General features: G+C 69.3%; 28 protein-coding genes. 10 read left to right on the top strand and 18 right to left on the bottom strand.

Annotated elements, in window-relative coordinates; translation table 11 throughout:
- On the top strand, positions 1–388 hold a 388-nt coding region (locus D7V88_RS19530), incomplete at its 5' end, for an NAD(P)-dependent oxidoreductase (protein WP_279636053.1).
- A 15-nt stretch (positions 389–403) separates the two neighbouring features.
- Positions 404–850, top strand: a complete 447-nt coding sequence (locus D7V88_RS19525; protein WP_244238257.1) for a hypothetical protein — start codon at positions 404–406, stop codon at positions 848–850.
- 63 nt (positions 851–913) lie between these two features.
- Here D7V88_RS19525 and D7V88_RS19520 read toward each other — a convergent pair whose 3' ends face one another.
- The 12 genes from D7V88_RS19520 to ccmA all read right to left on the bottom strand — a co-directional run bounded on the left by D7V88_RS19520 (position 914) and on the right by ccmA (position 10,372).
- Positions 914–1,468: a hypothetical protein gene (locus D7V88_RS19520; RefSeq protein WP_120542165.1), complete on the bottom strand. Its 555-nt coding sequence runs from the start codon at positions 1,466–1,468 to the stop codon at positions 914–916.
- A gap of 4 nt (positions 1,469–1,472) precedes the next feature.
- Positions 1,473–1,985, bottom strand: coding sequence for a hypothetical protein (locus tag D7V88_RS19515; protein WP_120542164.1), 513 nt, complete (start codon positions 1,983–1,985; stop codon positions 1,473–1,475).
- A gap of 69 nt (positions 1,986–2,054) precedes the next feature.
- On the bottom strand, positions 2,055–3,029 hold the full coding sequence (locus D7V88_RS19510) for a tetratricopeptide repeat protein (RefSeq protein ID WP_120542163.1): 975 nt from the start codon (positions 3,027–3,029) through the stop codon (positions 2,055–2,057).
- Between the two features lie 3 nt (positions 3,030–3,032).
- Positions 3,033–3,539: a cytochrome c-type biogenesis protein gene (locus D7V88_RS19505; RefSeq protein WP_120542162.1), complete on the bottom strand. Its 507-nt coding sequence runs from the start codon at positions 3,537–3,539 to the stop codon at positions 3,033–3,035.
- Positions 3,540–3,652: 113 nt separating this feature from the next.
- On the bottom strand, positions 3,653–4,894 hold the full coding sequence (locus D7V88_RS19500; RefSeq protein ID WP_120542161.1) for a zinc ribbon domain-containing protein: 1,242 nt from the start codon (positions 4,892–4,894) through the stop codon (positions 3,653–3,655).
- Between the two features lie 158 nt (positions 4,895–5,052).
- On the bottom strand, positions 5,053–5,613 hold the full coding sequence (locus D7V88_RS19495; protein ID WP_120542160.1) for a TlpA family protein disulfide reductase: 561 nt from the start codon (positions 5,611–5,613) through the stop codon (positions 5,053–5,055).
- The gene (locus D7V88_RS19490; protein ID WP_120542167.1) at positions 5,610–7,634 is read right to left on the bottom strand and encodes a heme lyase CcmF/NrfE family subunit; all 2,025 of its coding nucleotides are present in this window, start codon (positions 7,632–7,634) and stop codon (positions 5,610–5,612) included. The genes D7V88_RS19495 and D7V88_RS19490 overlap by 4 nt, the downstream gene beginning before the upstream one ends.
- Positions 7,631–8,125: a cytochrome c maturation protein CcmE gene (locus tag D7V88_RS19485; protein WP_120542159.1), complete on the bottom strand. Its 495-nt coding sequence runs from the start codon at positions 8,123–8,125 to the stop codon at positions 7,631–7,633. Before D7V88_RS19485 ends, D7V88_RS19490 begins: the two co-directional genes overlap by 4 nt.
- 4 nt (positions 8,126–8,129) lie before the next feature.
- Positions 8,130–8,300 (bottom strand): hypothetical protein, encoded by a 171-nt coding sequence (locus D7V88_RS43655; RefSeq protein ID WP_167508741.1) that lies wholly within the window; start codon positions 8,298–8,300, stop codon positions 8,130–8,132.
- Positions 8,301–8,303: 3 nt separating this feature from the next.
- Positions 8,304–9,017, bottom strand: coding sequence for a cytochrome c biogenesis protein CcsA (gene ccsA, locus D7V88_RS19480; RefSeq protein WP_120542158.1), 714 nt, complete (start codon positions 9,015–9,017; stop codon positions 8,304–8,306).
- Positions 9,018–9,020: 3 nt separating this feature from the next.
- The gene (locus D7V88_RS19475; RefSeq protein ID WP_120542157.1) at positions 9,021–9,716 is read right to left on the bottom strand and encodes a heme exporter protein CcmB; all 696 of its coding nucleotides are present in this window, start codon (positions 9,714–9,716) and stop codon (positions 9,021–9,023) included.
- Positions 9,713–10,372 carry a heme ABC exporter ATP-binding protein CcmA gene (ccmA, locus tag D7V88_RS19470; RefSeq protein ID WP_120542156.1) on the bottom strand — a complete coding sequence of 220 codons (660 nt, stop codon included), beginning with the start codon at positions 10,370–10,372 and terminating at the stop codon, positions 9,713–9,715. The genes D7V88_RS19475 and ccmA overlap by 4 nt, the downstream gene beginning before the upstream one ends.
- Positions 10,373–10,780: 408 nt before the next feature.
- On the opposite strand from ccmA, the gene exoL reads away from it, so the two are divergent.
- From exoL to exoP, 5 genes are all read left to right on the top strand, one after another.
- Positions 10,781–12,040: a spore coat polysaccharide deacetylase ExoL gene (gene exoL, locus D7V88_RS19465; protein WP_244238258.1), complete on the top strand. Its 1,260-nt coding sequence runs from the start codon at positions 10,781–10,783 to the stop codon at positions 12,038–12,040.
- A complete protein-coding gene (gene exoM / locus D7V88_RS19460) occupies positions 12,037–13,554 on the top strand; it encodes a spore coat polysaccharide flippase ExoM (protein ID WP_120542154.1) in 1,518 nt (505 codons plus the stop codon). Before exoL ends, exoM begins: the two co-directional genes overlap by 4 nt.
- 100 nt (positions 13,555–13,654) lie before the next feature.
- Positions 13,655–14,185 carry a serine O-acetyltransferase gene (locus tag D7V88_RS45195; RefSeq protein WP_120542153.1) on the top strand — a complete coding sequence of 177 codons (531 nt, stop codon included), beginning with the start codon at positions 13,655–13,657 and terminating at the stop codon, positions 14,183–14,185.
- Between the two features lie 27 nt (positions 14,186–14,212).
- The gene (locus tag D7V88_RS19450; protein WP_279636052.1) at positions 14,213–15,280 is read left to right on the top strand and encodes a glycosyltransferase family 4 protein; all 1,068 of its coding nucleotides are present in this window, start codon (positions 14,213–14,215) and stop codon (positions 15,278–15,280) included.
- A 78-nt stretch (positions 15,281–15,358) separates the two neighbouring features.
- A complete protein-coding gene (exoP, locus tag D7V88_RS19445) occupies positions 15,359–16,561 on the top strand; it encodes a spore coat polysaccharide biosynthesis glycosyltransferase ExoP (protein ID WP_120542151.1) in 1,203 nt (400 codons plus the stop codon).
- 64 nt (positions 16,562–16,625) lie between these two features.
- On the opposite strand, the gene D7V88_RS19440 is transcribed toward exoP, so the two are convergent.
- The 6 genes from D7V88_RS19440 to thiS form a co-directional block, all read right to left on the bottom strand.
- Positions 16,626–17,810: a DUF4350 domain-containing protein gene (locus D7V88_RS19440; RefSeq protein ID WP_120542150.1), complete on the bottom strand. Its 1,185-nt coding sequence runs from the start codon at positions 17,808–17,810 to the stop codon at positions 16,626–16,628.
- Complete coding sequence (locus tag D7V88_RS19435) at positions 17,807–18,694, bottom strand: DUF4129 domain-containing protein (RefSeq protein ID WP_120542149.1); 888 nt, start codon at positions 18,692–18,694, stop codon at positions 17,807–17,809. Before D7V88_RS19435 ends, D7V88_RS19440 begins: the two co-directional genes overlap by 4 nt.
- Positions 18,695–18,707: 13 nt before the next feature.
- Complete coding sequence (locus tag D7V88_RS19430) at positions 18,708–19,751, bottom strand: hypothetical protein (RefSeq protein ID WP_120542148.1); 1,044 nt, start codon at positions 19,749–19,751, stop codon at positions 18,708–18,710.
- Positions 19,752–19,993: 242 nt separating this feature from the next.
- Positions 19,994–20,623, bottom strand: coding sequence for a thiamine phosphate synthase (locus tag D7V88_RS19425; RefSeq protein ID WP_120542147.1), 630 nt, complete (start codon positions 20,621–20,623; stop codon positions 19,994–19,996).
- Positions 20,623–21,408, bottom strand: coding sequence for a thiazole synthase (locus tag D7V88_RS19420; RefSeq protein ID WP_120542146.1), 786 nt, complete (start codon positions 21,406–21,408; stop codon positions 20,623–20,625). Before D7V88_RS19420 ends, D7V88_RS19425 begins: the two co-directional genes overlap by 1 nt.
- Before the next feature lie 26 nt (positions 21,409–21,434).
- Positions 21,435–21,638 carry a sulfur carrier protein ThiS gene (thiS, locus tag D7V88_RS19415; protein ID WP_120542145.1) on the bottom strand — a complete coding sequence of 68 codons (204 nt, stop codon included), beginning with the start codon at positions 21,636–21,638 and terminating at the stop codon, positions 21,435–21,437.
- Between the two features lie 341 nt (positions 21,639–21,979).
- Between thiS and D7V88_RS19410 the strand changes: the two genes are divergently transcribed.
- From D7V88_RS19410 to D7V88_RS19400, 3 genes are all read left to right on the top strand, one after another.
- The gene (locus D7V88_RS19410; protein ID WP_244238256.1) at positions 21,980–22,603 is read left to right on the top strand and encodes a hypothetical protein; all 624 of its coding nucleotides are present in this window, start codon (positions 21,980–21,982) and stop codon (positions 22,601–22,603) included.
- Between the two features lie 213 nt (positions 22,604–22,816).
- A complete protein-coding gene (locus D7V88_RS19405; protein ID WP_120542143.1) occupies positions 22,817–23,953 on the top strand; it encodes a serine/threonine-protein kinase in 1,137 nt (378 codons plus the stop codon).
- 60 nt (positions 23,954–24,013) lie between these two features.
- Positions 24,014–24,841: dipeptidase (locus D7V88_RS19400; protein ID WP_120542142.1), on the top strand; the 828-nt coding region annotated here is incomplete at its 3' end.

Below are 24,841 nucleotides of genomic sequence, written 5' to 3'. Positions count from 1 at the left end.
GGCTCCAACGAAGGAGGTGCTCCTGGAGACGAGCGACTTCGTTTCCATCCACCTGGTCCTGGGGGAGCGCTCACGGGGCTTGGTGGGGCGTGCGGAGTTCGCGCGGATGCGTCCGACCGCGTTCCTGATCAACACCTCGCGTGCCCAGATCGTGGATCAGGTGGCGCTCGTTGAAGCGCTCCAGCACGGAATCATCGCGGGAGCCGCGGTCGACGTCTTCGAGGTCGAGCCCGTGCCCTCGGACGACGTGCTGCGGACCCTGCCGACGCTGCTCGCGACGCCGCACCTGGGCTACGTCTCACAGGGCAACTACGCCACGTACTTCCGCGAAGCGGTCGAAGACATCCACGCGTTTCTCGCAGGCACGCCCCTTCGAAAGCTGGGGTGAAGGGGACGCGAGTACATGCGCCCGCGCAAGCCCCTCATCGCGCAGAGGCTGCTGTCGACATCCCGCTTTAGGATCAGAGCCCACCAATCGCTCGAATCATTGGGGCTTCCGTCCTACCAGCAAGACGTCGAAGATGGACGCATGTCATCCATCCATCTTCTATGTCGTGGCAGCCTCAACCTCCACCGCGAGCCCAGCAGCGGCGACTATGAAAGCGGCAACTGGGACGTCTCGGAGACGGAAGCCAAGGAACTCATCGGAGGAATGATCTACCTGCACGAGACGAAATCGAAACGCTCCTACTTTGGCGGCAAGATCAATTCCTTCCGTACCCTCGTGATAGATGCCCCTCGCCCCAATCGCATCGTCTTCCGGCTCACGCCGCTTCGAGAAGGCAAGGGGGTTGAGTGGAAGGGCGCTGGTCACGGCATGGCTTCGAAGAGCGGTGTGGTGGGGACCTGATGTCAGCCGAGGGGCGGGCTGGGCGAGCACGCCACGGGCTCCCATGACTTCCAGTTCCTGGCTTTAGGGGATGCGCTCGGGAGTACTCGTGAAGAGTGCGTGGAAGAGCGTTGTGTCGGGTGGTGCCTTCCAGTGCACGAAGAGAGGAACGGGGAGCTTGGCGAGGGCGAGAGGTATCAGGCTCGTTCCCAGCGTCGATTCCAGGATCCTGGCGAGCCGGATCGCGACCTCCGTGGATGATGCTTCCAGCTCTAGTTGCCTGAGGGTGCGCTGGACGCCGTATTCGAACTGCACGCGATAGACGGTGAAGACGGGCGCGAGAATGCTGGCACAGCCGACGAGGACCCATCTCAGGCCCGGCGTTACAGAGGCTTCTGACGGATACACAGCGCACCTGAAGCACGCATCAGAGGTCGCGGTGATGTCAGCGACGGTGTCTTCCGAGAACTCCTGCTTCATCTGCTCAATCAGTGCGTCCCAGGAAGCCCGTTCCTGGAGCTTCCGTGCCCAGAGCGAATGAAGCCGATGTGCCTCAGGTCCGGGCTCCTGGGTGTCGTCATTCCTCGACGGCCAGTAGTCCCTGGCAATGTCCTTCAATGCCTCGGCGGAGGGGAGCATGGGGCTACAGGCCTCCGCCAGCGGACGGGCCCACAGGCGTTACAACCATGGGAGGGACGCCCACGGAGCAGACCTTCATGACATGGGCTCCCGCGATGGCGTGGGTAAGCACCAGGTCGAAGGTCTGCTTGAACTCCTCGCACGCGATGCCGATGGGGGTGGCAGGCGTGACCGTGGAGAGAGTTGTCTTCGCGGCCTGATTGGCACAACTCGCGGAGAGGCTCTGGGCTTGCTCGACAGAGATGCGCCCCATTGCTTCGTTGGCGAGTGGCATCTCCACGCCGAACTTGCAGAAGAACAACTCTCCCGTATCGCGGGCGATGCCGACGTGGAGACAGGCGGCCCTCCAGCCTCCCGGACCCTTCCCACGTCTCGCCACCTGCTCATGGAACACGAAGTGGCGGGGGCGCAGCGAGCCTTCCACATACGTCACCGAGCCGCCCGTCGCGCAGCCCGGAAGCAGCATGAAGCCGCAGCAGAGCACGACTCCCACCATCCAATGGACTGACACACCCATGGCCCACCTCCAGGGGGTGACACACACCGCAGGGACCGGATGCACCGGCCCCCTGTACCGCGCTCGCTATTACTGCTGCTGCGCCACTTCCGCCCGCAGTTGCGCGATGGCGGGGGCAAGCTGCGGAGGCTGCATGTTCTTCGGCACCTCCACGGTGAAGCGCTCGAAGTGCTCCAGCGCTCCGGCCTTGTCGCCCCGGCGCAGCGACAGGCTGCCCAGGAAGATGAGCGCTTCCTGCGCGTCCGGCCACGTGTTCACCAGGTCGATGAGCTCCTGCTCCGCGCCCTCCAGGTCTCCGGACGCCGCCGCGCGCAGCACGCCCCGGTGCACCCGCAGCTCCACGTTGAACGGATCCACCGCCAGGCCCTTCTGCGTCACCTTCATCGCTTCCGGGAACTGCTGCTGACGGATGAGCTCGTGGCTCAGCATCGCCGCGGCCTCCACGTCCCCCGGGTTCGACGCGAGCCGCTGGCGCCCCTGCTCAATCTCATCGTTCTGCTGGGGCATCCCGGTGGCTTCCTCCTGCTGCTGGGCCGTCATGCCCGGCGGCGTCGCGCCCGTGCCCATCTGGCCCTCCTCGCGCGGCTTCTGCTCGGAGACCAGCAGGTAGCCCAGCCCTCCGAAGAAGACCACCACGCCCGCGCCCCACAGCGCTCCCACCATCTGCGGGTTTCGCGAGGCCCAGCCCGTGGGCGCCGGTACGTTGCGCGCGGGAACCTTCACCCCTGCGGCCTGCCGCTTCTGGTGCTCGTCCCGGGCTCGCAGCGCCGCCGCCGCCTCATGCTCCAGGCGCGACTTCTCCGCCGTGTAGTGCTCCGCCGTGAAGTGGTGCTTCTCCGCTTCCAGCGTGCGCAACTGCTCGATGAGCGACTGCGCCCGTTGCGACAGGTCCTCCGTCGTCCCGTCCGCCTTCACCTCGGCCGCTGACACTCCGGGGGCCGCGCCCGTCTTGCGGCGCTGGAAGAGGAGCCACGCGGCCGCCAGCACGAAGGCGACCGAGAGGACGATGATTCCGGGCAACCAGTTGGTGGGCTCGGGCTGCATGGCTTAGCGCTCCAGCTCCCGGCGCACGGCCTGGAGATAGGGGTCGGCGTCGTCCGTCGACGGCGCCGGGGGGGAAGAAGGGGAGGGGGCCGTCGCCGCTTCGGTGGCGACCGCGCCCTCGGGCAGCGGCTGACGCTGCCGGAGGATGACGAAGAGACCGCCCAGCACGAGCACCACCGGCCCCAACCACACGAACCAGTTGAAGCCCTCCGCGCGCGGCTCCAGCAACACCCACTCGCCGTAGCGCGCCACGAAGTAGTCGACGATCTCCTCGTCCGTCTTTCCGTCGGAGACCAGCTCGCGCACCTTGTCCAACTGCGCGCGCGCCATGGACGACGGGCTGTCCGCCACGGACAGGCCCTGGCACACCGCGCAGCGCAGCTTCTTCGCCAACACCTGCACCCGCGCCTCACGGGCAGGCGCGAGCGGATCACTCGCGGCCTGCTGCGGCGCGAACTGCCCCGTGGCAAGGCTCAGGGCGAGGGTCAACGAGACGAGGACGGCATTCATCAAGGGCTCCAGCGGGGGCCGTGCCTAACTACAGCCCCCTGAGCGGTATTGCACAGCGAAACCTGGGACGCACGCCCGCCACCCCGGTCGCCCTCCGGGAGGTGGCGCCGGAGCTAGCGGGAGTAGCCCGTGTCGCGCTCGGTCTCAGAATCCTGCTCCGGGTCGTAGGGCTCCTCGCCGTCGTACGGGCCTTCGTCGGGCGGGAACCCGGAGTCCGGCTCGTCGCGCGCCAGGGCGTGGCGCACCGCATAGAAGCCCACGGCGCCCAGGCCGAAGAGGAAGGCGAAGGGCCCCACGGCCAGCCGGACGCCCGCGAGCGCCCAGAGCAGGCTCACGCTCACCGCGCCCAGGGGCACCCAGCGCAGGGCCGCCGGACGCTCCACCTCCGGGTGCAGCGCGGCGATGACAAGCAGGCTCAGGAGCGCAAGCAGCGGCAATTCCGACGCGGGCACGTCCCAGCCGGAGCGCGTGATGACGCCCCCGCCCGCGTAGAGCGAATCCTCGTCGGGCCGGTTGCTGGGAATCACGCGCAGCTCGGGCGGGGCCCCCTGCACGCTCCCCGGCACCGGGACGTTGGCCGGCAGGGACGACCCGTCCGCCATCATCTTCCCCCACGGCAGGTACAGCGCGATGAGGCACACCGCGACGCCCGCCAGCGCCAACACCCGGGGAAACCCGAGCAGCGACCGGACGTCGAACAGGCGGCTCACCCCATCCGGCCCTTCGACGACCTGCTTGTACTGATCCAGGCCCACCAGCACCGCGCCCACCACCCAGATGGGCAGGAGCAGGTTGAAGCCCGAAAGCTTCAACGCGAGCGCCGCCAGCAGCAGCGTGTACGCGGCGGGCACTTCCGGCCGCATCAGCACCAGCGGCACGGAGTCCACCCAGCCCGGGGCATCGCCACTGCGGCGCAGCTCGCGCGCGATGACCGCGACCCCGCCCACGAGCGTCAGCAGCGAACCCACCACGCCCACGTTGGGGAAGAAGGGCAGGATGGACAGCGCCAGGCAGAACACCACCACGCCCGCGCCCAGCACGCTCTGCGAGTGGCCCGGCACTTCCTTGAGCCAGCGCGGCCCCGTGTAGCCGTCGTCTTCCTCGACCGCGGCCACGGGCGAAGAAGCCGAGGCAGCAGGAGGACGCTGGGTTCCGGTGCGCTGCCTGCGGTCCTCCTCTTCTTCCTCCATCAGCTCCGACGCGTAGGCGGGCTCCGAGGCGGGACGGCTGGGGCGCGAGTTCCGGGCACTGGGACGCGGCGCGCCGGCGGGTCGCGCCGGCATCTTCGCGCCACATTGCTCGCAGTACATCAGCCGGACATCCGCCGCGCTCTCACCGCACTCGGGGCACTGCATGGGGGCCCACCTCGCTGGACAGGGGCCTGGGGGGAGGTCCCTGAAACGACGCCGACGGATTGAGGATCTACTACGGATTCACCGCGCCCCGCGAGGCGGCCCCCCGGCGCCCCTGCTGGGGGACCGGGGGTGCCTGCCCTTCAAGCGGGCAGCGGCCTTCAGCGCTGGCGCGCGGCCTCGGCCGTGGAGGCCGGGGCGGGCTGCGACAGTTCCTTCACACGCGCCGCCAGCGTCTGCGGATCGATGGGGCCCACGTGCTTGCCGCGGATGGTGCCCTGCGCGTCGATGAAGTACGTCTCCGGCACGCCCGCGACGCCGTAGTCCACCGCCATGCGCGAGCGCTCGTCCATCAACTGCGGGAAGCTGGCGCCCATGCGGCGCAGGAAGTCGAGCGCGTTCTCCTCGGTGTCCTCGAAGACGACGCCCATGAACACCGCCTGCGAGCCCATCTCCCGCGCGCCCCATTCGAGCACCGGGTGCTCGTACTTGCAGGGCCCGCACCACGACGCCCAGAAGTTGAGCACCACCGGGCGGCCCTTCAGGTCCGACAGCTTCACGGCCTCGCCCCCGCCAAGGGGCTTGAGGACGAAGTCCGGCGCGGGTGCACCCTTGAGCATGAAGGGCACCTCATGCGGGTTGCGCCCGAAGCCCTTGAAGAGGACGAACAGCAGCGCTGCCGCCACCACCGCGAAGGCCGCCGGAATGCGCCACCGCTTCATGCCGCACCCTGTTCGGCGTCACCGCTCGTGAGGGGAGGGGAGGCACCGACCGCCGGCGCTTCCGCGCGCACCACCGCCGCCTTGCGCTGCGGCCATACGGCAATGAGCGTGCCCAGCAGCAACAGCGGCAGGCTGTACCAGATCCACCCCACCAGCGGGAAAACCCAGACGTTGAAGCTCGCCGTGCCCGTCGACTCGCTGAAGGCCATCAGCGACACGTACAGGTCCTCCTTGGGCGTCTCGCGCACCGCGGGGGTGCCCACCGGGTCCGTGCTCCGCTCGTAGTAGTTCATCCGCGGGCGCATCTCCGTGACCGTGCCGTTGGGCGCGGTGACCTCCAACCGCGCGGCGACGAAGGTGCGGTGCGGCTCCTCGCCGCTGGACAGGCCCTTGTACTTGAGCTGGTAGCCGTCCAGCGTCAGCGTGGCTTCCTTCTTCAGCGTGCCGGACGTGTGCGTCACGTACGCGCTGGAGGCCGCCACTGCGACGATGATGACGACGATGCCCATGTGCACCACGTAGCCGCCGAAGCGGCGGCGCGCCTTGCCCGTCGCGGTGGTGAGCGCCGTGACGAAGCCTTCCTTGCGCTCGCGCATGCGCACGAGCACCGGCGTCGCCAGCTCGCGCAGCGTCACCACGGTGACGAAGCCGGCCAGGCCGAAGGTCATGATGGGGTACACGCCGCGAAGCCCCGCCAGCAGGCACGCGCCCGACACGAGCAGGCCCACCACCGCGGGGACGATGAACTGCCGGCGCAGCGCCGCCTTGTCCGGCTTGCCCCACGGCAGCACGGGGCCCACGCCCATCAGGAAGAGCACCGCGATGCCGCCCGGCACCGCCATCTTGTTGAAGTACGGCTCGCCCACGCTCACGCGCACGCCGCGCACCGCTTCGGACACCAGCGGGTAGAGCGTGCCCAGGAGCACCGTGAAGGTGATGGCCACGAACACCAGGTTGTTCACCAGGATGCTCGCCTCGCGCGACACCAGCGACGAGAGGTTTCCCTCCGGCGCCAGCAAATGGCCACGCGTCGCCAGCAGGCCGATGCACACCACCAGCAGGATGCCGATGAACACCAGGAACGTGGGCCCGATGTCCGACTGGGTGAACGAGTGCACCGAGTTGAAGATGCCCGAGCGGGTCATGAACGTGCCCAGGATGGTGAGCACGAAGCTGGCCAGCGCGAGGCTGAGCGTCCACAGCTTCAGCATCCGCTTGCGCTCCTGCACCATGGTGGAGTGCATGAACGCCGTCGCGGTGAGCCACGGCAGGAACGACGCGTTCTCCACCGGATCCCACGCCCAGTAGCCGCCCCAGCCCAGCACGGCGTACGCCCACCAGGCGCCCAGCACGATGCCCAGCGTGAGGAACATCCACGCGATGAGCGTCCAGCGCCGCAGGGGCGCCATCCACGCTTCGCCAATCTCCCCGCGCAGCAGGCCCGCGATGGCGACGCCGAACGGCACCGTCATGCCCACGTAGCCCAGGTAGAGCATGGGCGGGTGGATGACCATCAGGAAGTGGTTCTGCAAGAGCGGGTTGGGACCGGGCCCGTCCGCCGGCACCGGCGACACCGCGCCCCAGGGGTTCGCGGGGCCGGCGATGAGGAAGGCGAAGAAGACGCCCACGGCCAGCATGGTGCCCAGCGCCAACTGCATGTAGCGCGCGTGTTCGCGGCGGTGCACATACGCGAACGCCGCGACGTACACACCCATGATGAGGCCCCAGAAGAGGATGGAGCCTTCCAGCGCGCTCCACAGCGACACGATGGTGTAGATGAGCGGCGTCGCGCGGCTGCCCACCTGGGCCACGTACTTCACGCTGAAGTCGTGGTTGATGAGCGCTTCGACCATCACCAGGTTGCTGCCAATCATGCAGGCGGCGAAGCCCCACACCGCGCGCAGCACCCAGGGGTAGCTGGCGTCGGTGCGGCGCATGCCGCCCACCAGGCCGATGATGGCGCCAAAGGCCGCGAAGGCCAGGCCCGCCAGCACCAGCCCGTAACCGAGGACTCCGTTCACGGCGCCCCCGGCGGCGTCACGGTGGCCGTGGTGGCGCCCTCGGCCAGCGTGTCCTGCCACTGGCGCGGAGCCTCGCCTTCCTTCGGCGCGCGGTACTCGTTGGAGTGGTTCACCATCAGGCGGTTCGACGTGAAGACGCCGGCCTGGTCGTAGGTGCCCTCCACGACGACGCCAATCTTCTCGCGGAACATCTGCGGCGGCGTCTCCAGCGAGCGCACGTGCACGCTCTTGGACTCCGGCTTCGCGTCATCCGCGACGCGGAACTCCAGCGTGGTGTGGGCCTCGTTCCACTGGATGCTGCCCGGCTGCACCACGCCGCCCAGGCGGATGGTGGCCGAGTAGGCCTTGTCCCCATTGGAGAGCAGCTCCGACGGGCTCCAGTAATAGACGAGGTTGTCGCCGATGTTGCCGAAGGCGATGAAGGCGAGGCCGGCGCCTGCGACGAGCAGGGCACCCAGCGCGACAAGTCGGTTGCGGTTGACGGGCGTCATGGGCTCACTCCTTCGAATCGGACGCGGCGCGGGGGCGGCGGGCCCAGAGGGATACCGAGTAGAGCACGAAGGCGGCCACGGAGATGCCATAGCAGGCACCCACATAGCCCCAGCCGCCCTGGAGGCGACCGCTGCCCACCTGGGCCAGCACCATCAGCGAGGTCAGTGCGTTCATGGGTCAGGCCACCTTCGAGGATTGGGACGCGCGCTGCGCCGGGTCGTCCGAAGGCAGCGCCTCCGGGAGGGCCACCTCCGCGTTGCGCTCCGCGATCGCGATGCGGTAGCGGTGGATGAGGAAGAGAATCATCAGCCCCAGCATGCCGAACGCCGCGACGCGCAACGGCAGCACCATCTGCGGGTCCACCGTCTTGGGGCTGGACTGCGTCTGGTGCAGGCTGCGCCACCAACGCACGGAGAACCACACGATGGGCAGGTTGACGGCCCCGATGATGGCCACCACCGCGCTCCACACCGCGCGCTTGTCCGGGTCCTCCACGAAGCGGCGAAGCACCAGGTAGCCGGTGTAGGCCACCAGCAGGATGGCCTCCGACGTCAGACGCGGATCCCAGGACCAGTACACGCCCCAGGTGGGGCGGCCCCAGATGGCGCCGGTGATCATCCCGAGCGCGCCGAACATCAGGCCCACCTCCGCGGCGGCCTCCGCCAGCGCGTCCGTCTTCCACGACTGACGCAGCAGGTACGTCACCGCGGCCACGAAGTTGAGGAACATGGCCAGCATGGCCATCCACTGGAGCGGCACGTGGACGTACATGATGCGCTGCACGTCGCCCATTTCGCGGTCCGGCGGCGCCCAGACGAGGCCCAGCCACCAGCCCCAGCCCAGCAGGCCCAGCGTCAGCGCCGGCAAACCCCACTTGACGAACTTGTTCATCCTTCAGTCCTCGATGACGCGCGGGAAGAGCATGAAGCCCAGGCCCCAGTAAATCAGGTTGAACCCCAGCAAAAGCCCCTGCCAGGAGCCCAACTGATGCATCGGATCCCCCTGGAGCACGAGCGTGGTCCCCTTGGCGGCGGAGAGGAGGGCCGGAATGACGAGCGGGAACAATAGCAGAGGCAGGAGCACATCCCGCGCGCGGGCATTGCTGGAGATGGCCGCATACACGGTCCCCGGGGCGCTGAGCGCCAGGCAGCCCAGGACCAGGATGCCCGCCAGGTCACCGAACCCGGTGACGATCTTCACCCCGTAGAGCGCCACCATCACCGGCACCAGCACCACGCCCAGCGCCAGGAGCAGGAGCGCATTGCCGATCGCCTTGGACAGGAAGATGGCGCGCGCGTTCGCGGGCGCCAGCCGCACGCCGTCCAGGCAGGCGTTCTCCGTCTCCACCCGGAAGGACTCGCCCAGGGACAGCACGCTGGCGAAGAGGATGGCCAGCCACAGGTAGCCGCCCGCGTTGCGCTCCAAGAGCTTCGTGTCCGGCCCCAGGGCGAAGGAGAACAGCAGCAGCGTCGCCATGGCGAAGAAGATGAGCGCGTTGAGCCGCGCCCGGGTGCGCCATTCGATGAGCAGGTCCTTGCGCAGGAGGACAAACGTCGTCGTCAACAGGCCCACGGGGCGCGGGGTCCTCATGCCGCCACCGCCCGGCCGTCCTGCAGGTGCAGCCGCTCCTCGCACAGACTCAGCCCCTGTTCGATGAGGTGCGTGGCCAGTACCACCGTGGTGCCGCCCGCCTTCAGCTCCGCGATGACGCCCTCCATGTCGTGGATGCCGGCTGGATCCAGTTCCCCGAAGGGTTCGTCCAGCAGCGCCAGCGCGGGGGACTTCATCAGGAGCCGGGCGATGGCCAGGCGCTTGCGCATGCCGGCGCTGAAGCTGCGCACCGGGCTGTCCGTGCGGCGCGTCAGCCCCACCCGCGTGAGCAGCGTGTCCGCGACGTCCTGGGCCGCGTCCACGCCCAGGAGGCGCGCGAGCACCATGAGGTTCTGGTGGGCGGTGAGGTCCTCGTACAGGAAGCTCGCGTGGGACAGCAGCGCCACGTCGCGGCGGACCGCGTCACGATCCGCGACGGCGTCCCGACCCAGCACCTCCACCCGGCCCGCGGTGGGACTGAGCGCGGTGGCGATGAGGCGCAACAGCGTCGTCTTTCCTGATCCGTTGTGCCCGGTGAGCAGCAGCGAGCGTCCCGGTGGCAGGGCGTAGGTGAGGCGCGCCACGGCCCAGCGACGCCCATAGCGCTTGCTCACGTCGTGGAGGGCGAGCGCTGATCCAGAGGGAGGAGGAGGCATCGGCGGGCCGTTTCGTAGCCGGAAAACCCGCTGTTCACCAGTGAAACCCCTGGACCCGGCCGCAGGAGGACAGGAAGTTTTTACGCCTGCTTCGCCCGTTCCCTCCGCTGCGGGCTGAAAGGTTTTCGCCACTGGTGGGCTCAAGACTGCCCTGGTGCACCCAGGTACGACCCCCAAAGGCGTACAAGTCGCACCATTCTCACATGGTTTCAGTGGTTTACGGAGTAATTCCCTGCCCTGGCGTGCTGGCATCCACCATGCAGTGTCCACGGCCGGGGCCTGTTCCATTGGGGGGAGCAGGCGGGCGGCGGGATCCGCGAGGGAGGCGTGATGGCAGGCAAGGTGTTGCGGCGGGCGGCGAAGGCAGCAGCGGCGGGAATGATGCACTACAGCGGGGTTCGCAAGGCGATGGCGGCGTATCGCCGGTCGCAGTCGGGCGGGCGGCGCATCCTCATCGTGAGCTACCACCGGGTGGTGAGTGATTTCACCGGGGAGTTGCAGCGGTCCATCCCGGGCCTGCTCATCTCCCAGGAGACCTTCCGGCGTCACCTGGAGGAAGCGCACGCGGCGGGCTACGAGCTGGCGAGCATCAGCGACGCGGTGGATGTGATGGCGGGCCGGCGCACGGCGAAGAAGGACCTGTGCGTGGTGACGTTCGACGACGGCTACCGCGACGTCTACCGGTACGCGTACCCGGTGCTCAAGCAGATGGGCGTGCCGGCCATCACCTACCTGCCCACGGCGTTCATCGACACGGACAAGCGCTTCAACCACGACCGGCTCTTCCACCTGCTGCGCCGCGTGCAGGAGCGCCGCTTCCACCCCGACTTCGAAGCGATGCCCGGCCCGTCCGTGGACCTGTTGGGCCCCATCCTCTCCGGTCACAAGACGGTGTCCGCGGCGCTGGACGACTTCATTGGCGAGCACCCCACGCGGATCCTCACCGGCATCATCGACGCGCTGGAGAAGCAGTTGGGCGGCGGGTCGGACCTGGTCCCCGAGCAGGGCGACGTGATGAGCTGGGACGAGGTGCGCACCATGGCGCGCGACGGCTTCGAGTTCGGCGCGCACACGCTGGGCCACACGGTGCTGACGCAGGAGCCCACGCCGGTGGTGGAGCACGAAATCCTGGAGTCCAAGCGCACCATCGAGCGCGAGGTGGGCATCCAGGTGAAGGACTTCGCGTACTGCAATGGCTGGTATTCGGATGAGATCATCCGGGTGCTGGGCCAGAACGGCTTCCGCTCCGGCGTCACCACGGAGGATCTGCCCAACCGCGTGGGGGGCGACCCGTTCACCCTCAAGCGCAAGGTGATGTGGGAGAACTTCAGCCTGGGCATGATGGGGGACTACTCGTCCGCGCTGACGGTGTGCCAGTTCGACGACTGCTTCGGCGTGCTGGGCATGAGCCGCCCGGTGCTGGGGCGCCGGCCGCACTCGCTCGCGCCGCTCATCGGGAGCATCCCGGGCGCCAACGTCATCATCCAGGACACTGTCCTGCCCGCGTCAACGCTGACGAAGGTGACGCCGGTGGAAGTCGTGCAGGTGACAGAGCCGGTGCTGGTGACGGACCCGAGGGTTGCCGCGGTGGTGGGCGGTACCCAGGTGGTGGTGGCGTCGGACGTGGCCCTGGCCCCGGAGGCGGCGCAGCCGGAGGAGATCCAGTGAGTGCGTCACCCAAGCCGGTCGCGGCCCCGTCGTTCCTGGGGCGCGCCGGCCCGTTGGTGTTGGCCCGGCTTTTCACCGCCGGGCTGACGTTGTCCATTCCGCTCGTGCTCGCCCGGGTGTTGCGCCTGGAGGAGTACGGCACGTACTACCAGTTGTTCCTCATCGCCACGACGCTCTCCTACGTGCTGCCCTTTGGCGTGGCGCAGAGCCTCTACTACTTCCTGCCCCGCACGGAAGCGAAGCGGCCCTACCTGGGCCACGCTTTGCTGTTCGTGTCGGGGGCGGGGCTCGTGGCGGCGGCGCTGGTGTGGGCCTTCCTGGGCCACGTGGCGGCCTACTTCAACAACCCGGCGCTGATGGAGTACCGCGCGTCGCTCGCCATCTACACGGCGTTCTTCCTGGGCAGCTACCCGCTGGAGATTTCGCTGACCAGCCAGGGCAGGACGAAGGCGTCCGCGGTGGTGTACCTGGTGTCCGACGCGGTGCGCGCGCTGGTGATGGTGGTGCCGCCGCTGCTGGGTCTGTCCCTGCACGGGATGATGATCGCGGTGGCGGCGTTCGCGGGGCTTCGCTACGCGGCGACGTGGATGGTGTCGCTGCGCGGGTCCACGGGTCCGCTGGTGGACCGCAAGCTGTTCCGCGAGCAGCTCCTGTATTCGGCGCCCTTTGGCGCGGCCATGTGTCTGGCCATTCCGCAACAGAACGCGCACCTGTACGCGGTCGCGGGCGTGGTGGCCCCGGCGGTGTATGCGCTCTACCGGGTGGGCTGCTTCCAGCTTCCGGTGGTGGACCTGCTCTACACGCCCACGAGCGAGGTGCTGATGGTGCGCCTGGGCGAGCTGGAGCGGGAAGGGCGGCTGGAGGAGGGCGTGGAGGCCTTCCGTGAGGCGGCCGGGAAGCTGGCGTATGTGTTCCTGCCTTTCGCGGCGTTCCTCTTCGCGGCGGCGCCGGAGTTCGTGGGGGCGATGTTCGGCCAGAAGTTCCTGGAGGCGGTCCCCATCTTCCGGGTGAGCGTGCTGGGCGTGGTGCTTGCCATCCTGCCCATGGACGGGACGCTCCGGGCCCGGGGCCAGACGCGCGCCATCTTCGCCTCGTACCTGGTGAAGGCGGTGGTGACGGTGCCGCTCCTGTGGTTCGGCGTGAAGCACTTCGGGATGATGGGCGGCATCGGTTCGTGGGCGCTGGCGGAGGTGGTGGGCAAGGGAATGCTGCTGTCCCGGGTGCCCGCGGCGCTGTCCACCCCCGAGCGGAAGCTGGGCCTGATGGATGTGATTCCGTGGCGGGAGCTGGGACAGGCGACGCTGGCGGCGGGCATCGCGGGCGGCAGCATCTTCCTGTTGCGCACGGGCGCGCACGACGCGTGGGTGGACCTGCCCACGGGCTTCCTGTGGCGCGTGCTGCCCCTCGCGGTGGCCGGGATTCTCTTCGTCGTGGGCTACGTGGTGGGCCTGTATGCGCAAGGCGTTCGCCCGTTGAGCGCGTTGCAGTCCCTCCGACCCCGCCGGGCGGTGTGAACGTCGTCGGGAATCAGACGCGTGGGGAGGACTTCCCTCTCCCCAAGTGGGTACTTAGTTTCCCGGCGTCACGGAGTACGGGCGGGCGAGGAGAGGCGTGATGGGATTCGATGCGATGACGTTGTACCGGATGGCGCACGGGCTTCGGATGCGGGGTGTTCCGCTGCTGCCGGCCGTGCTTCGCAAGGCCATCTACTACCTCCACAGCTCGTACATCCCCGAGGACGCCGAGCTGGGCGAGGGGACGCAGTTGGGCTACGGCGGCATCGGCGTGGTCATCCACAAGTCCGCGAAGGTGGGCCGTCACGTGCTCATCTCCCAGCAGGTGACCATTGGCGGTCGCTCCGGCCTGGAAGGCGCGCCGGTGATTGGCGACTACGTGCGCATCGGCGCCGGGGCCAAGGTGCTGGGCAACATCCACGTGGGCGACTTCGCGGTGATTGGCGCCAACGCGGTGGTGGTGAAGGACGTGCCCGCGGGCGCGGTGGTGGCGGGCGTGCCCGCCAAGGTGATTCGCCAGGACGCGGATCCGCTGACCACCTACCAGCGTGAGATGGGCCTGCTGCCCAGGCGTCCGGCACCGAAGCTCACCCAGGTTCCGCGCCCTCCCTCCCAGGCGTCGTCCCGCTAGGGCTCGCGGTCCGGAAGAAGAGGGGGCTTGCCCATGCGCGTGCTGCTCGTCGGAGACTACCCGCCGCCCTATGGCGGTGTGTCCATCCACGTCCGACAACTCCATCAATTTCTTCGCGGCCGTGGGGTCGAAACGAAGGTGCTTGATATCGGGAAGGGTGGCCGGCCGGCTCCGGACGTCCTCCCCGTTCAAGGCGCCGCCGCGTTCGGCCTGCGGCTCGCGGGATTCACCTCCGCGGGTTGGGTCACCCACCTGCACACCAGTGGCAACAACCCGAAGGCGTGGCTGCTGGCGGCGCTGGTGGGCACCATGCCCGGGCCCCGTTCGCCGCGCGTCATCACGCTGCACTCGGGATTGATTCCAGACTACCTGGCCGCGTCGCAGGCCCGGCGGGTGTTCGCCCGCACGGCGCTCGCGGGGTATGCGCGGGTGGTGGCCGTGTCTCCCGCGGTGCGCGACGCGGTCGTCGCGTGTGGCGTGCCGGCGGAGAAGGTCCTGGTGCATCCGGCCTTCTGTGGTTCGCAGGTGCAACCCGGGCCGGTGACGGCGGAAGTGCAGGCCGCGCGAGCGCGCCGGCAGCCGCTGCTGACGATGGCGCACCATCCTTCACCCGTGTACGGGCGCAAGCAGATGTTCCGCGCGCTGAAGCTGCTCGCGGAGACGCATCCGGGCGTGGGCCTGGCGCTGTTCGGTCCGGGCACTCGCTCCGAGGAGTTCATCCGTGACGCGCGGGAGTTGGGCGTCGCGGGGCTGCTGGAGGACCTGGGCGAAATGGAGCATGCGAAGGCGCTGGGGCTCTTGTCCCAGAGCGATGCCTTCATCCGGCCCACCACGCACGACGGGGACTCGCTCTCCGTGCGCGAGGCGCTGGCGCTGGGAGTGCCCTGTGTCGCGAGCGACGTGTGCGCGCGCCCGGAGGGAACGCGGGTCTTCAAGGCCGGGGACGAGCACGCGCTGGCGCAGGCGCTGCGCGACGCGCTGAAGGCAGGCCCGGCGAAGGTGATGGCCCCGGACGTGGGGCCGGTATTGCTGGACGTGTACGCGGAACTGCTGCCGTCCGGCATGGCAGGTGCAGGAACGGTGAACGCGGCGTGATGGGGCAGGTGGTGGGGCTTCCGGCAACGGGAGCGCTTCATGGTTTCGCAATCTGGATTCTGACTTCAGGAGAAGACGATGCGCCGTAGTGACGAGATGGATCTGTCGAAGCGGGCCCTGCGCGGGCGTGACCTGGTGGTGTTCTCCAACGACTGGGATGGGGATCCGCTGTCGAAGGTCCACATCATGCGGATCCTCTCGCGGGACAACCGCGTGCTGTGGGTGAACAGCATTGGCAACCGCGCGCCCAAGGTGAACGCGCACGACGCGAACCGGATCATCCGGAAGTTGAAGTCCTTCAGCGAGGGCATCCGCGAGGTGGAGCCCAACCTGCACGTGCTGGCCCCGCTGGCGATTCCGTTCTACGGCTCGGAGACGGTGCGCAAGGCGAACCGCCACCTGCTGCGGTTGCAGGTGCTGCGCGCGATGAAGCAGCTCAAGTTCGAGCGGCCCATCTCCTGGAGCTTCCTGCCTGCGTCCGCGCCGGTGTCCGGCACGCTGGGCGAGGACTTCGTCGTGTACCACTGCGTGGATGAGTTCTCCGCGTTCAGCGACACGAATGGCAAGCACATCGCGGAGCTGGAGGAACGCCTGCTGCGCCGCGCGGACATGTGCATCACGTCCGCGGAGCGCCTGTATGAGAACAAGAAGAAGCTGAACAAGCGCACGGTGCTGGTGCGCCACGGCACGGACTTCTCGCACTTCGTGAAGGCGTGCGACGCGGAGACGCAGGTCCCGGAGGACATCGCGAAGCTGCCCAAGCCCATCATCGGCTTCTTCGGCCTGGTGGCGGACTGGATCGACCAGGACGCCATCGTGGCCTGCGCGAAGGCGCACCCGGAAGGCTCGGTGGTCATCGTGGGCAAGACGACGCCGGACTGCGACGACTCCAAGCTGCGCGCGCAGCCGAACATCCACATGCTGGGGCGCAAGCCGTACGCGCAGCTTCCGGGCTACAACAAGGCCTTCGACGTGGCGCTCAACCCGTTCGTCATCAACGAGCTGACGCTCAACTCCAACCCGCTGAAGGTGCGTGAGTACCTGGCGTCCGGCCTGCCGGTGGTGTCGTCCGACCTGCCCGAAGTGCGCAAGGTGGGCCTGTGCCGCATCGCCACCACGCCGGCGGACTACGTGGAGAAGGTGAACGCGGCGCTGGCGGACAAGCCGGGGCCGAACCGCGAGCGCGCGGAGAAGATCTTCCACGAGAGCTGGGAGGCCCGCGTCGCGGAGATCCGCCAGCACGTGGGTGAGGCGATGCTCGCGGCGGGCAAGAAGCTGTAGGTCCGGTCAGGTACCGGGCGACAAGAGGGCGCGGGTCCGGCTGGTTCCGGGCACCGCGCCTTCGTCATTGCGGGGCATCGCCCGCGCGGCCCGTCACCCGGCGCTCCAGGTTCGCGTAGCGGCGGGCAAGCCGGGTGTAGTCGGCGGGCTTCACGGGCGTGCGCTCGCGGGTGCGGACGAGGTCTTCCTTCGCGTCCAGGTATTCGCGCGCGGGCACGCCGCAGGTCTCCTCCAGGAGCCGCGCGGCCTCCGCGTCCGGCAGGGACGGGGCGATTCCCAGTCGCTCCTGCATCAACCGACGCAAGGCGCTGTCGAGCTCCGGCAGCAGCTCTGCTTCCACCTTCGCGCGGCGCATGAGCCACCCGAGCGAACGCACGTACTCGCGCGACGAACGGTGGCGCTCCACGTGTACGGGGCGGGGGGCACCGAAGCGCGTGCCCCGTGAGACGACGTACACGAGCCCCACCGCGAGCGCCTGCGCGATGAACACCCAGATGCCGTGGGACAGGGGAGGGCGGGCGACGGCGGCGTGGTGGAACTCGTCGAAGCGCAGGGGGCCGCGTGCGGCGAGCGCATCCCAGAAGCGCAGGTTGTCGAGCAGCTCCAGCCGCCGGTTCTCCGCGAGGTCCGCGCCCGCGACCACGTAGACCTCGCCCTTGCCATGGGCCCAACGCCACACGACGCTGGCCCCGGCCCGGCCCGCGAGGGGCACCGCGTCCTCGCGGTCCATGCGCAGGCTCCGGTCGCGCGACACGCGCAGCGATGACAGTCCCCGCAGCGCGCCCGCCGGAAGCCAGACATCCACGGTGACACCCGCGGGGTCCACCCATTCCGAGTCGAGGCCCTGGTGGTTCGTGCCCGGCAGTGGGCCCGACACCAATCCCAGCCATTCCTCCAGCCCCGGCTGCTGCCTGCCCAGCGTGTGCGGCGACAGGTACACGAGCGTGCCGCCGTCCTGGACGAAGCGCTCCAGCGCGGCGACCTCCTCCTTCGTCACCGGTTGGGCCTGCGGCGCGGCGATGACGAGCGTGCGCGTGTCGGCGGGGAGCGACTCCAGGGAGGCTTCCTGGGTGCTGACGTCCCGTCCGCCCTCGCGCAGGTACACGAAGAGGCCCTTGAGTCCCAGGGGGCCGGGATTCGTGATGGACGGCACGGGGGAGTCCGGTGCGGCCTGGCGCGAGGCGAGTCCCACCGCCAGCGCCACCGCGACAAGCAGGCCCAGGACCGCCGCGACGCGTGCGTTCTTCATGGCCGGCCCTCCGCGAGCGAGCCGTGCAGTTGCTCCACGGACTCCACGAAGCGCGCGGCCTCGTCGGGCGGGACGGGCTCCAGTGAATAGAAGGCCTGGTCGTACCAGCCCACCAGTCGCTCCACCTCACCCGTCACCCGCGCGGGTGCTCCACGCGTGGGCAGCTCTGCGGCCAGCTCGCGGTTCGTCTTCACCCGGTCCGGCCTTGCCAGCTTGCGCTGCTCCAGCGTGGACAGCAGGCCCAGGAGCCCTTCACGGATGGCTTCGCGCGAGTCCTGCGTCTCCAGCGCGGTGCGTGCGCGGCCCAGGTGTTCTCCGGGCGTGTCGAGCTCCAGGGGCGGCGCCTCTCCTTGCGTCCCCGGCGCGAGGACGACCTTCCGGTTCCTGCGCCAGCGCACGCGCAGCACTCCGAACAGGACCACCGCCAGCGCCACGCCCAGCATCACCGCGCGCGTGGCCACGGCGAAGCCTTGCGCTCCCTTGGACTCGAAGAGTCCTTCCAGCCAGGTCTCCAGCTCCCGCAGCAGGCGCGTCACCACGTCACTGTTGCGCTGTCGTGCCCTCGCGAACTCCGGCCGGCCGAGGATGGCGCGCAGCCGCTCCGGATCGCTCGCGACCTCGGGGGCGCCGGGCTGTTGGCCCGTCTCCAGCTTGCACACCGCGTCCAGATACACCGTGAGCTGGTGGGCCCGGTCCTGCGGGGTCTGGCCGGAAGTCCCGGGCGGAAGCGGCACGCCCTCCAACTGCTCCACCAGTCGATTCACCTCCGCGTTGAGTTCCTGGGGCCGGGCGCGCGCCGTCTCCTCGAGCCGCTGCGCGACAGCGGCGCGGTCGGCGCAGGGCGGCAGGGCGGACAACACCAGGAGCAGGGGTAGGGAGAGCACGGGGAGCTGGCCGTCAGTGGGACTGCGTCGTCGGTTCCGTGGGCGCGATCCGGCGCTCCAGATCCAGGCCCTCGCGACGCACGCGCATGTCCACGTAGAAGAACGCCGACACGACGAAGCTCAGTGGCGTGAAGAACGACTGTCCCACCACCTGCAACAACTCCGCGGGCACCAGCAGCGCTTGGGGGATGGCGGCCTGCGAGGCTGGATCCAGCAGGTTGCCGCCATAGGTCAGCCGCACGATCCACGCGGGGAGTCCCGACACCAGGCTCACCGCCACGAGGATGCCGCCCACCACCGTGGACAACACCATGGCCCGCACCGTCCCGCGCCCCATGAAGCCCGGCTCCACGCGGCCGGAGAGCAACGCGCCGGAGCGCTTGAAGGCGGTCCACGCCCCCACGTCCTCCATCGCCAGCACGGGTGGCAGCAACATGAAGCGCAGGAAGTACCAGAGCACCGCGGCCAGTCCGCCCAGTCCCAGCAGGATGGCGCCGATGATGATCAGCGCCACGCTCAGCGCCGTGTTTCCTCCCGAGCCCTTGCCCGTGACGACCGCGACCACGGCCAGTCCCATGAGGATGGAGCCCGGCAGGCACAGCAGCACCGTCACGCCCAGGGACCATCCGAGCGACAGCAGGTACGTCGCCGTCAGTGTGCCCAACCGGGAGAACGCCCGGCGCAGTCCGTCCATGGGGCGCACCGGGTCTCCCAGGTACGACGGCACCACGTAGCGAGCGGCGGCCGTGGTGGCGACCCAGAAGTTCCAGATGAGGAACACATACAGCACGCCCATCATCCCCATCGCGATGCCCGACTGGGTCAGGGTCTCCGCCGGATCCGCCCCCGCCTGGGCGCCCTGCAATCCGGGCAGCACGCCCACCACGCGCGTCATCGCGAAGGTGAAGACCTTGACCGCGATGTAGTTGACCAGGTCGAACCCCAGACACAGCACGAACAGGGTCTTCAGGTGCGCGCGCCAGAACGTCGCGGCGCGGTCGATGAGTTCCCCGATGGCGAGCGGGCGCAGTTCAGCGGAAGTCGCGGAGGGATTCACGGCCGCGCAGCATAGCGCGCCTCCACCGGATGGGGCCGTGCATGCGGAGCCGCGCGTTCAGGCCACCTCGCAGGACGCATTCGCCGTCCTGCCCCTGGAGACGACCGCGATGCCCGGGCCTTCGCACCCGGACGCCATCCCCGGGGCGACGACCGTGCAGGGGACTTAAGGCGTCCGGGCCGCCGCACGCGTGTCATTCGAGCCCATCGCCGACCGCGCCCCCAGGTTCTCTCTCAGGGGCGTCATTCCCCCCCGCCGTGAGCCTCCCCGCATGCGTCCAGCAGCGCCCGGGCCGCCTCGCGCGGGTCGTCCGCCTCCAGCACCGCGGAGATGACCGCGACGCCCCGAGCCCCGGGCACGGTCCTCGCGCGCTCGGGTGTCATCCCTCCCAGCGCCAAGGCGGGGCAGGGCAGCCGGGCCGCGAGCGTCCGGAAACCCTCCGGTCCCAGTGTGGCTCGCGTGTCTCCCGGCTTGGATCCCGGCGCGAACACCGGACTCACCAGCGCAAAGTCCGCCCCCGTCGCCGCTTCCGCCTCTTGCGCGTCATGCACCGCCACGCTGATGAGCCGCCCGTCGGGCAGGTGCGGGCGCACGTCGCGCGGGGAAGGACCGGAAGCGGGCAGGTGCAGGTGCGCGCCCACGAGCAGCGCGACATCCAGCCTGCCGTTGACGAACAACGCCCGCCCCCGGGCCCGGCACACGTCCGCCACGAGCCGGGCCTCCTCCAGGAACAGGCGGCCCGAAGCCTCCGGGTGACGGTGCTGCACGGCGACGTCGGGCCCCGCCTCCAGCGCCCGCTCCAGCGCGGACAACAGCCGCGTGCGGGGAAGGCGCCAGTCGGTGATGACGACGAGGCGGGGCAGGGAAGGCACTACTCGACGAGCCCTTCGATGGGGCTGGACGCGGAGCCGTACGCCTTGCGCGGAATGCGTCCGGCCAGGTACGCATCGCGGCCGGCCTCCACCGCCTTCTTCATCGCCACGGCCATGCGCACGGGATCCTTCGCGCCCGCGATGGCGGTGTTCATGAGCAGCGCGTCCACGCCCAGCTCCATCGCGATGGCCGCGTCGGAAGCGGTGCCCACGCCCGCGTCCACGATGACGGGCACCTTCACCACCTCGCGGATGAGGCGCAGGTTGTGCGGGTTGCGGATGCCCAGCCCGCTGCCGATGGGCGCCGCCAGCGGCATCACCGCCGCGCAGCCCGCGTCCTCCAGCTTGCGCGCCGTGATGGGATCGTCGCTGGTGTAGGGCAGCACCGTGAAGCCCTCCTTCACCAGGATGCGCGCCGCCTTCAGCGTCTCCTCCACGTCCGGGTAGAGCGTCTTCTCATCCCCCAGGACCTCCAGCTTCACCCACTTGCTCATGCCCAGCTCTTCAGCGAGCCGGCAGGTGCGCACCGCGTCGTCCGCCGTGTAGCAGAGCGCCGTGTTGGGCAGCAGGCGCAGCTTGTTGCGGTCGATCCAGTTCATCAGCGACGCCTCGCCCGTGGCCTTCAAATCCAGGCGCCGCACCGCCACCGTGACGAGCTCCGCGCCGGAGGCGTCGTGGCACTGCTTCATCACCTCGTGGCTCGGGTACTTCCCCGTCCCGACGATGAGCCGCGAGGAGAACGTCACTCCCGCCAGCGTGAAGGGCTTGTCCGCGATACCGCTCATGACCGTGTCCTCTTTCAGGCCTGCACTCACCCGCCACCCACGAAGGTGACGATCTCCACCCGGTCCCCGTCCTGGAGCCGGTGCTCGGGGTGGCGGGCGCGGCGCACCACCTCCGCGTTCACCTCCACCGCCACCCCCGGCCCGCTGCTCAACCCCAGCAGCGTCAGCAGGGACGTAAGGGTGCCACCCTCCGGCAGCTCTCTCGCTTCTCCGTTGACCCACACCGTCACGGCGTCACGACTCCTTGCGACCCGCCCGTGCTGCTCGCGGGGACCTGCCGGTGCCAGTACAAGGGCGGTTCTGCCCTGTCAACGCACAGCCTCCTTCACGAAACAGCCCTGTGACAGCGCACCCGGACGGATTTTTCGCGCTCTGTTGAGTTTGTTCCGCCTCCCCAGCAGGCAGGCGACCAGGGCCTTTTTCATCGGAAAGGGCCCCCTGTGTCCTGGATCCGTCGCTGACAACCCCTGTGCAGGTACGGGGGGAGCGACCAGTTTCTGCCCAACGCCGGGGAACAAATCCTCCGGCTTCCAGAACACACCACACAGGGGGAAGTCACATGCGGAAGCTCATGATTGCGGTTACTGCGGTGGCGGGGCTGACGATGGTCGCGGGCTGCAAGAAGGATGACGTCCAGGAGCAGCGCGAGGACGTCGCCGAGGCCCGTCAGGAAGCGGCGCAGGAGACGGCGGAAGCGCGTCAGGACGAGGGCCAGGAGCTGGCCGCGGCGCGGCAGGACGCCAACGAGGAAATCGGCGCCGCGCAGCGCGACAGCAACGAGGACATCGCGGAGGCGCGGCAGGACGCCAACGAGAAGATCGCCGCCGCCAATGAGGACGTGCGCGACGAGGAGAAGGACCTCGCGGAGGCCCAGGCCAACCGCAATGAGGACCTGAACGAGGATCTGGCCACGGGCGGTTCGGGCATGGTCGGCGCGACCGCCGCGGCCACGACCATCAATGGTCGCGTGCTGTCGAAGTCGGGTGACACGCTGACGGTGGTGGACAGCAACAACCGCGAGCTGAAGATCAAGACCAACGACAAGACGGCGCTGCTCGACAACGGCAGCCGCGCGGTGAAGATGGACGACATCAAGGAAGGCTCGCAGGTGCGTGCCTCGTACGTGATGGACGGCAAGGACATGGTCGCCCGCGACGTGACGCTGGTGGCGGCCGTGAAGAAGCTGGACAAGTAGTTTCGCGCCTTGCACGCGTTCCGCGCGCAGGCATGAAAAAGCTTGAAGGCGACGGCCCCCGCTTCATCGCGGGGGCCGTTTCCTTTTTAGTCGGGGATACACCCGGTGGGGTGGGACGGGAATGTCTGACCCGGGTGGTAGGACGCGGGCGTGAGGTCTTCCTCATGGCCTTCCCACCCCCGGGAAGCGCCTCCCGAAGGAGCGTCATCCACGATGGCCACCCATCCCCCCGTGCAGTCCGCGTCCCGGCCCTTCATCCTCTTCTCCACCGGGGCCACGTCCTATGAGCTGGTGCGCTACCTGGGGTCGCGCGCCGGAGGGGAGCTGTTGCTCGCCCGCCGGCACTACGCGCGCACGCCGGGGGGCTTGGTGCTCATCAAGCGCCTGCGCGACGTCGGGGACGACGTGGGGCGGGCGCGGCTGCGCGAGGAGGTGAAGCTGCTCATGCGGCTGAGCCACCCGGCCATCGCCCCGGTGTACCTGGTGCGGGTGCACGACGGCGCGCCCCACCTCGTCATGGAATACGTGGACGGCCCGTGCCTGGAGACGCTGTCCAGCTTCGCGGCGCTGCGGCGGCGGCCGTTCTCGGAGGCGTTCGTCGCGTACGTGGGCGCGGAGGTGGCGGACGCGCTCCACCATGCCCACGCGCTGGAGGACGCCCGGGGTCTTCCGGTGGGCGTCGTGCACCGCGACGTGAGTCCCCGCTCGGTGCGCGTGGACGTGCACGGGCGGGTGCGGCTTTCGGACTTCGCGCTCGCGTGGTCGCGGCTGCCGGGGCGCGTGGTGACGGAGCCGGGGCTCGTGCGCGGGGACGTGGCCTATGCGTCGCCGGAGGCCCTGGAGGGCCAGCCCCTGGATGGACGGGCGGACCTGTTCTCCCTGGGGATGGTGCTCCTGGAGCTGCTCACCGGGTTGCACCTGCTGGACCTGGAGGACGTGGAGCGCGCGGCGCAACAGGCACAGCCCTTGCCCGGCGCGCAGGGGCTGTGCGCGGAGACACCCAGTTGGCTGCCCGCGCCGCTGATGGCCGCGCGCATGGCGTGCCTGTCGCCCGTGCACGTGGAGCATGCGACGCGGGGGTTGTCGGAAGGCATGCGGGCGGTGCTCCAGCGGGTGCTCCGGCGCGAACGCGACGCGCGCTTCCAGACGGGGGCGGAGCTGCGGGACGCGCTCCGGGAGCTAATGGGCGCGGCGGGGCGGCCCTATGGTCCTCCCGAAGCGCTTCGCGAGGTGGCGGAGGTGCGGACGGATGCCCTCGTGGGGCCGGCCGGGGACGCGGAGGCCGGCCTTCCGTTGGAGGATGAGGCCTGGTCCGACGACGATGACGGCGGCGGCCTGGACTGGTGCTGACGCACGAACCCGGGGGCCAGGCGCTTGTCATCACGGGAGGCGGTGGCGAAGACTGCTGGCATGGGTGACGTGAAGGAATTGCATCAGCGCTGGTGCATCGCGGACGGTCATGCGGATTCGCTGATGTGGAACCGCGACCTGTGCGAGCGGTCAACGGAAGGGCACGTGGACTTTCCCCGCCTTCGCGAGGCGGGGGTGAAGTTGCAGTGCTTCACGCTGGTGACCCGGGGCTTCCCCTTCATTGGCGGCTTCCCGCTGTTCGCCGCGTGGCGCAAGTGGCCCCGCGAGGCGCGCGGCGGCGAATGGCTGCGCGCCCTCTGGCAGATTGAAAAGCTGGATGCCTTCTGCGCCCGCTCCGGGGACACGGTGCGCGTCGCCACCACCGGGGCGGGGCTGGAGGACAACCTCGCTCACGGGCGGTTGTCGGCGGTGCTGGGCGTGGAGGGAGGCCATGCCATCGAAGGCAAGGTGGAGCGACTGGCGGAGCTGCACCGGCGCGGGGTGCGCTTCATGGGGCTCACGCACCTGTCCAACAACGACCTGGGCGGTTCCTCGTTTCCGATGATGGGCAACCGGGGGCTGACGCCGCTGGGCCATCAGGTGATGGAGCAGATGGCCCATCTGGGGCTGAGCGTGGACGTGGCGCACGCATCCGAGCAGACGCTCACGGACCTCTTCGCGCACCCCACCGTGCGCTACTTCTGTTCGCACACCGGCGTGCGCGCGGCGGGGGGCGGCTGGCGCAACCTGTCCGACGAGGCGCTGCGCACCATTGCCCAGCGTGGCGGCGTGGTGGGCATCATCCTGGCGCCGGTGTACCTGGGCGGGGACACGATGGACGACGTGGTCCGCCACGTGGAGCACGCGGTGGAGGTCATGGGGGAGGAG

The organism is Corallococcus terminator, assembly GCF_003611635.1.
In the GTDB taxonomy this organism is placed as follows: Bacteria; Myxococcota; Myxococcia; order Myxococcales; family Myxococcaceae; genus Corallococcus; species Corallococcus terminator.
This window is presented reverse-complemented; position numbering and strand designations above follow the sequence as displayed.

What these genes read in the sequence shown, in the direction of transcription:
- D7V88_RS19485 (WP_120542159.1), bottom strand. Translation starts at nt 8,125, where the DNA reads ATGACGCCCGTCAACCGCAACCGACTTGTCGCGCTGGGTGCCCTGCTC.
- D7V88_RS19420 (WP_120542146.1), bottom strand. Translation starts at nt 21,408, where the DNA reads ATGAGCGGTATCGCGGACAAGCCCTTCACGCTGGCGGGAGTGACGTTC.
- D7V88_RS19440 (WP_120542150.1), bottom strand. Translation starts at nt 17,810, where the DNA reads ATGAAGAACGCACGCGTCGCGGCGGTCCTGGGCCTGCTTGTCGCGGTG.
- ccmA (WP_120542156.1), bottom strand. Translation starts at nt 10,372, where the DNA reads ATGCCTCCTCCTCCCTCTGGATCAGCGCTCGCCCTCCACGACGTGAGC.
- D7V88_RS19510 (WP_120542163.1), bottom strand. Translation starts at nt 3,029, where the DNA reads ATGCAGCCCGAGCCCACCAACTGGTTGCCCGGAATCATCGTCCTCTCG.
- D7V88_RS19475 (WP_120542157.1), bottom strand. Translation starts at nt 9,716, where the DNA reads ATGAGGACCCCGCGCCCCGTGGGCCTGTTGACGACGACGTTTGTCCTC.
- exoL (WP_244238258.1), top strand. Translation starts at nt 10,781, where the DNA reads ATGGCGGCGTATCGCCGGTCGCAGTCGGGCGGGCGGCGCATCCTCATC.
- D7V88_RS19525 (WP_244238257.1), top strand. Translation starts at nt 404, where the DNA reads ATGCGCCCGCGCAAGCCCCTCATCGCGCAGAGGCTGCTGTCGACATCC.
- D7V88_RS19515 (WP_120542164.1), bottom strand. Translation starts at nt 1,985, where the DNA reads ATGGGTGTGTCAGTCCATTGGATGGTGGGAGTCGTGCTCTGCTGCGGC.
- D7V88_RS19405 (WP_120542143.1), top strand. Translation starts at nt 22,817, where the DNA reads ATGGCCACCCATCCCCCCGTGCAGTCCGCGTCCCGGCCCTTCATCCTC.
- D7V88_RS43655 (WP_167508741.1), bottom strand. Translation starts at nt 8,300, where the DNA reads ATGAACGCACTGACCTCGCTGATGGTGCTGGCCCAGGTGGGCAGCGGT.
- D7V88_RS19520 (WP_120542165.1), bottom strand. Translation starts at nt 1,468, where the DNA reads ATGCTCCCCTCCGCCGAGGCATTGAAGGACATTGCCAGGGACTACTGG.
- D7V88_RS45195 (WP_120542153.1), top strand. Translation starts at nt 13,655, where the DNA reads ATGGGATTCGATGCGATGACGTTGTACCGGATGGCGCACGGGCTTCGG.
- D7V88_RS19505 (WP_120542162.1), bottom strand. Translation starts at nt 3,539, where the DNA reads ATGAATGCCGTCCTCGTCTCGTTGACCCTCGCCCTGAGCCTTGCCACG.
- D7V88_RS19410 (WP_244238256.1), top strand. Translation starts at nt 21,980, where the DNA reads ATGATTGCGGTTACTGCGGTGGCGGGGCTGACGATGGTCGCGGGCTGC.
- ccsA (WP_120542158.1), bottom strand. Translation starts at nt 9,017, where the DNA reads ATGAACAAGTTCGTCAAGTGGGGTTTGCCGGCGCTGACGCTGGGCCTG.
- exoP (WP_120542151.1), top strand. Translation starts at nt 15,359, where the DNA reads ATGCGCCGTAGTGACGAGATGGATCTGTCGAAGCGGGCCCTGCGCGGG.
- D7V88_RS19495 (WP_120542160.1), bottom strand. Translation starts at nt 5,613, where the DNA reads ATGAAGCGGTGGCGCATTCCGGCGGCCTTCGCGGTGGTGGCGGCAGCG.
- D7V88_RS19500 (WP_120542161.1), bottom strand. Translation starts at nt 4,894, where the DNA reads ATGCAGTGCCCCGAGTGCGGTGAGAGCGCGGCGGATGTCCGGCTGATG.